8 protein-coding genes are annotated in these 4,528 nt (G+C 55.6%); all 8 read right to left on the bottom strand.

What is annotated here, in order from left to right; genetic code table 11:
* Window position 1 precedes the first annotated feature (1 nt).
* A complete protein-coding gene (locus MR935_RS08650) occupies window positions 2–379 on the bottom strand; it encodes a hypothetical protein (protein ID WP_290572775.1) in 378 nt (125 codons plus the stop codon).
* Complete coding sequence (locus MR935_RS10815; RefSeq protein WP_442863031.1) at window positions 376–669, bottom strand: ParA family protein; 294 nt, start codon at window positions 667–669, stop codon at window positions 376–378. Before MR935_RS10815 ends, MR935_RS08650 begins: the two co-directional genes overlap by 4 nt.
* A 14-nt stretch (window positions 670–683) precedes the next feature.
* On the bottom strand, window positions 684–1,955 hold the full coding sequence (locus MR935_RS08640; protein WP_290572773.1) for a replicative DNA helicase: 1,272 nt from the start codon (window positions 1,953–1,955) through the stop codon (window positions 684–686).
* A complete protein-coding gene (locus tag MR935_RS08635) occupies window positions 1,949–2,713 on the bottom strand; it encodes a hypothetical protein (RefSeq protein WP_290572771.1) in 765 nt (254 codons plus the stop codon). The genes MR935_RS08640 and MR935_RS08635 overlap by 7 nt, the downstream gene beginning before the upstream one ends.
* The gene (locus MR935_RS08630; protein ID WP_290572769.1) at window positions 2,710–2,874 is read right to left on the bottom strand and encodes a hypothetical protein; all 165 of its coding nucleotides are present in this window, start codon (window positions 2,872–2,874) and stop codon (window positions 2,710–2,712) included. Before MR935_RS08630 ends, MR935_RS08635 begins: the two co-directional genes overlap by 4 nt.
* Window positions 2,875–2,960: 86 nt before the next feature.
* A complete protein-coding gene (locus MR935_RS08625) occupies window positions 2,961–3,428 on the bottom strand; it encodes a helix-turn-helix domain-containing protein (RefSeq protein WP_290572768.1) in 468 nt (155 codons plus the stop codon).
* Window positions 3,429–3,466: 38 nt separating this feature from the next.
* Window positions 3,467–3,688, bottom strand: a complete 222-nt coding sequence (locus MR935_RS08620) for a hypothetical protein (RefSeq protein WP_290572767.1) — start codon at window positions 3,686–3,688, stop codon at window positions 3,467–3,469.
* Window position 3,689: 1 nt separating this feature from the next.
* Window positions 3,690–3,890 carry a helix-turn-helix domain-containing protein gene (locus MR935_RS08615; RefSeq protein WP_290572766.1) on the bottom strand — a complete coding sequence of 67 codons (201 nt, stop codon included), beginning with the start codon at window positions 3,888–3,890 and terminating at the stop codon, window positions 3,690–3,692.
* Window positions 3,891–4,528 lie beyond the last annotated feature (638 nt).

Here is a 4,528-nt window from a genome sequence, read left to right as displayed (position 1 = left end):
CTCATGCTTCACCGCCTCCCAGTAATTCCTCCACTTTCTCCTGGGCCGCGTCCTCCGCCGCGCAGTATGGGCATTTCCCGCCCATCCATCCAGGGAGAAACTTGTGGTAACACTTGGGGCACGTCACGGCGTCCGGTTCGTTCTCTGCCAGCTGCTCCATGTAATTTACCAGGGCCATATTTTCATAAAGCCGGCAATATGATCCGAAACGGGCAGAGGCCAGATCGGCGGCCAGTCGTTCCTCTTCTTTGCGGGGCACCTCAATGGTCTGGTTTTCTCGGCTGCGGCTGCCCGGTTTTACCCACCCTTTGCGCGGGGCGTCGCGGTATCTTTCCTCGGCCTCGATTGCCTCTTGATACTTCGCTTTCAGTTCATTCACTGTTTTGCTCCTCCCATCAACTCCAGGTACAGGGCGCAGTCTTTCCCGATCCGCTGGCAGTAACCCCACTCTACCATGGCGCCCTTGCTCTCCTGGTAGTCGGGGAGAAACACGGCCAGGCTGGACGGTTCAGCGGGGACGCGGTAGAATTTGCTCGCGTTGCCCTGATGGTCTGCGTCGATCAGCAGCACACGCTTGTCATACTCGGTGGCAAGGATGGCCGCGAGGTTGACGGCGGTCACGGTTTTGCCCACTCCACCCTTGAGGTTTACAATGCTGATGGTTTTCATTTTTATACTCCTTATCACGCAGGTGTGTGCTTGTTCTGCATTTTCTTGATTTGCCGGGCGACAGCACGCTGCCCGTCCATATACTCGGCAAAGGACTGGTTCGCGCCGTCGAAAGCAAGCGAAAACTCGCCCAGCGTGCCCTCCTTGTTCTTCAGCACCCGCAGCTTGCGGTCATTTGCGGGTGTGTTCTTGTCCGGGTCGATATACAGCGCGAGCACGGCATCCGCGTCCTGCTCGATCTGACCGGATTCGCGCAGGTCGGTCAGTGTCGGCGCGGCATCCGCGCGGCTGGTGCTTGCGCGGGACAGTTGGCTCAGCGCCACAACCAGCAGGCCATGCGTTTGCGCCATCGTATGCAGATCAAGCGAAATGTTCGTGACTTGTTCAAAGCGGTCGCGGCCGCGCCCCTTGAGCAGCTGCAGGTAGTCGATAAATACCACTTTGTGCCGCCGCGCCAGCGCTGTGGACAGAATATCCTGCACGCCCCAGCCAGAGGCCGTTATAAGTTCCATCTGCGTCTCCGTGATATTCTTTTTCCATTTTGCGACGCGCGTCCACTCCTCCTGCGTCATTTCGCGGCGGTTGATGCGCCCGAAATCGACCACGCACCGGCTTGACACCAAGCGGTTGGTCAGCTTGGCTGTGCTCGTCTCGAGGCTGTAAAACCCAACACTGGACGAGATCCCCATATGCGCCGCCATCTGCAAGGCCAGCGCGGTCTTACCCGCGGATGGCCGACCGGCGAGCACCACGAAATCCCCGTAATCCGAGTATAAGCGGCGATCCAGCTTGTCAAAGCCCCAGCTTAAAAAACGGCGTTTCGCGTCCTGCTCGGTGTAGAACTGCACTAGCGCCTGCGCCATGGTCACCACCTGTGTGCGGTTGCGCTCGCTGAGTATCTCACCGGCTTGTCCGATCAGCTCACGTCCCGCATCGCTGGTGCGCACCTCTGCCAGCCGGGCGGCCAGCTCCCGCAACCGCGTGATGCGCGTCTGTTCCTGCATGGCTGATATGTAAGTGCGCCAGCCGAAAGCGGTCGGTGTGACGGCCATGCAATCCATCAGCAGATCGTTATACTCTGCGCCGCACACGCCACGAATCGTCACCGCATCAACCGGGCGACCGGCCGTAAACAGCTTGACTGCCGCGCTGTACACCGTGCGCAGTTCCGGCGTTGTAAAATCCTCCGGACGTGTGAGATGAATCAGCTCGCCCGCAATCGACGGGTCGACCAACAGGCAGCCAATCACGCTGTATTCCGCGTCAAGCGTTGCTTTGGTCACCATTGTTCAAACTGACCTCCTTTCGGTTTCGGCGGTTCAGCCGATGCACTGCCGCCGTATTTTCCCTCCAGCACCTTGACGATGTTGTTCTCGTTCATCAGCCAGTCGAAGTCGGCGCGCCAGCCACGGTCGTTGATACCGGTGCAAAAGCTACTGGCCTGCGCCCGGTGGAACACGTCGATCAACTGCTCCGAGCTGTACCCCTTGGCGTACAGCTTCCGTACCGCATCCGCGCGCTTTTCGGTCAGCTTGACCGCCTGCGGCAGCCCGGTACAGATCGTGTTATACCGCTCCATCACTTCCAGCGGTTTAATGTTTCCGTTCGGCTTTTCCTCTTCTTCTTTTAACTGTGTTATTAACTGTTCCTTATACATTTCACCGTTTTGTGACAGGTTGTCCCCGTTTGGGGGCAGGGGTGTGTCACCGTTTGGGGACACATCAGCACCAAACGGTGAAATGGGCAATTTGCTCTCGTCGAGCGTGTAAAACAGCGTGCGGTCATGGCTGTCACGGTTGTAGTTTGCAGTCAGCACCACGCCCGCTTCCTTCAGCTTTTTGATAATGCGTTCGATTTGCCGCTTGCTCCACCATGGGAACAGCCGCTCCATGGCGCGGATGGAGTTATACGTCCAATACCGGCCATCGTGGAAGTGCCGGTCGTTGGCTTCGTTCTTGGCAATCCAGAATTGGAGCATGGCGATAAAGACCGCCTCGTCCACGCCGTACATCGAAGCGATCTGTCCGTCAAAATGGCAGGTCATTGGCCGCCGCCTCCCTTCTTTGTGGCACATCTGACCCTGCGCACAGCGGACGTGTTACGCCGCCTCCTCTCCGCCCGGAGCATCCAGAGGTCGACGACGATAGACAGCGCAAGATACACGCTGGCCACCGCCAGCATGGTCAAAATCAGGTTCATAATCATTTGATATTCCTCATTTTCCCGGCGCTGCCACTTGACAACGCCGGGTTTTTCCGGTATCCTGTATGTAAGTTCAATTTTGTATGCGCTCAGTCGCGGTTGCCGCCGCTCTGGGCGCTTTCCTTTTGCGCTGCACAATCCAATTCGAGATATGTCGCCATGATCTCCCGCAGTTCTGCCATGATTGCATCATGCAGCGGGCGTTCCTCAGATGTAATAACGCCATCCTCGTTGATCTCAAGTAACTGATCCAGTCGACCCGTTTTGGCAAACTTGCCAATCAACCGCACCAGACGCATCGTTGCCTGCTCCAGCGGTTTAGATTGCACCTCTGGCAGCATGCCGCCCAGATCGCCCGCTGCGATATGCTGGTAGCACAGATACGGAAAATCGTAAAGCTGTGCCATTCGTAAAACCGTGCTATCTGGCGGCCGTCGGCGATCCTGCTCATACGCGCCGAGACTCTCAACCGAAATGTCCAGTCGCTCAGCTGCGGTTTCCTGCGTCAAACCTTTCAGTTCGCGCGCAGTTTGATAGATATTTCTGTATTTTGACAAACTGGTTTTCCTCCCTTTTTCATGCTATAATGCACCCATCACTTAAACAGTGACAGCATTTCCTCTGCGGGCATGCCCAGCACAGTCGAAATTCGGCGCAGTTCGTTAACCGTCAGATCACCCGGCTGCTCCAATCGTCTGTGCAGTAGCTGCCGCGATACCATGATGCGCTTGGCAAGCGCTGTGTGATCCGGCAGCCCTGACAAAACACGATACTTCTCAATATTTGCAACGAATTGCAAGTCACCCTGTTTGCTCAACTCAGCTCACCTCCTTTTTCGTTTCATACAGTTCATCGGTCGTGCAGCCGAGGAAGGCCGCAAGCTCGGGCATCACCTGACAGGGTGGGTACACACCCTCCTGCTCCCATCTGACAACCGTCGGCTGAGATACACCAAAGTGCGCCGCAAGCTCGATCTGCTTGATGCCGCGCTCTTCGCGGTATCGCTTGATGGTTTTCATGTTATTCACCCCTTTCCGGTTCTTGTTCTCAGGAATCTGAATATACGGTCGAATGCTCAATTAGGTAGGAAGCGACTTGCGTCGGAGATGCCGCAATCGAAAAGGCTTTCACATCATTTTGCCGTATACCGTCGATAATGACTTCCTGCAATCGACCCTGCCTAAATCTCAAGATGATTTCATCATGAAATTGCAAGGATTGATCCAAGCGCTCACCTCCCTATCGCTCCTTGCCCCCTCTGCTTCCATGTGTTACCATGGAAGCAGGAAGGAGGTGGAACTATGGTTTCAAAAACCTATCGGTGTAGTTGCCCACTGAGCAAAAAGCCGGTGTCTGTCCGAGTTGAGTTTGAAAAGATGGAAGTATGCGGAGACACCGGAACTTACTACGGCAAATCAACCTACCTTTGTAGCGCTCACGCGATAGGCGAGTGCCCCGGAGCATCTCAGGAAGATTTTGAATGCCCGGTTTATCAAAAATCCGTTTGCTAATCCTACTTCGTCCGCGCAAATTGACAGCCAATGCCGCTTTTTCGTCTTAAAATGGCATTGGCTGTCGGCCAATAACCGTCGTTTCCCGTCTTGTAGCACTGGTGGATATACTGACACGGTTCACAGATTTTTCCCCAGCGCACGGG

The sequence above is a fragment of the Agathobaculum sp. genome (assembly GCF_022775115.1).
Lineage (GTDB): Bacteria > Bacillota > Clostridia > Oscillospirales > Butyricicoccaceae > Agathobaculum.
The sequence above is the reverse complement of the archived record's forward strand: the minus strand, read 5'-3'. Positions and strand labels throughout refer to the sequence as shown.

Excerpts from the sequence above, each read along its gene's own strand:
- MR935_RS10815 (WP_442863031.1), bottom strand. The coding sequence starts at position 669 with ATGAAAACCATCAGCATTGTAAACCTCAAGGGTGGAGTGGGCAAAACC.
- MR935_RS08640 (WP_290572773.1), bottom strand. The coding sequence starts at position 1,955 with ATGGTGACCAAAGCAACGCTTGACGCGGAATACAGCGTGATTGGCTGC.
- MR935_RS08635 (WP_290572771.1), bottom strand. The coding sequence starts at position 2,713 with ATGACCTGCCATTTTGACGGACAGATCGCTTCGATGTACGGCGTGGAC.
- MR935_RS08630 (WP_290572769.1), bottom strand. The coding sequence starts at position 2,874 with ATGATTATGAACCTGATTTTGACCATGCTGGCGGTGGCCAGCGTGTAT.
- MR935_RS08615 (WP_290572766.1), bottom strand. The coding sequence starts at position 3,890 with ATGAAAACCATCAAGCGATACCGCGAAGAGCGCGGCATCAAGCAGATC.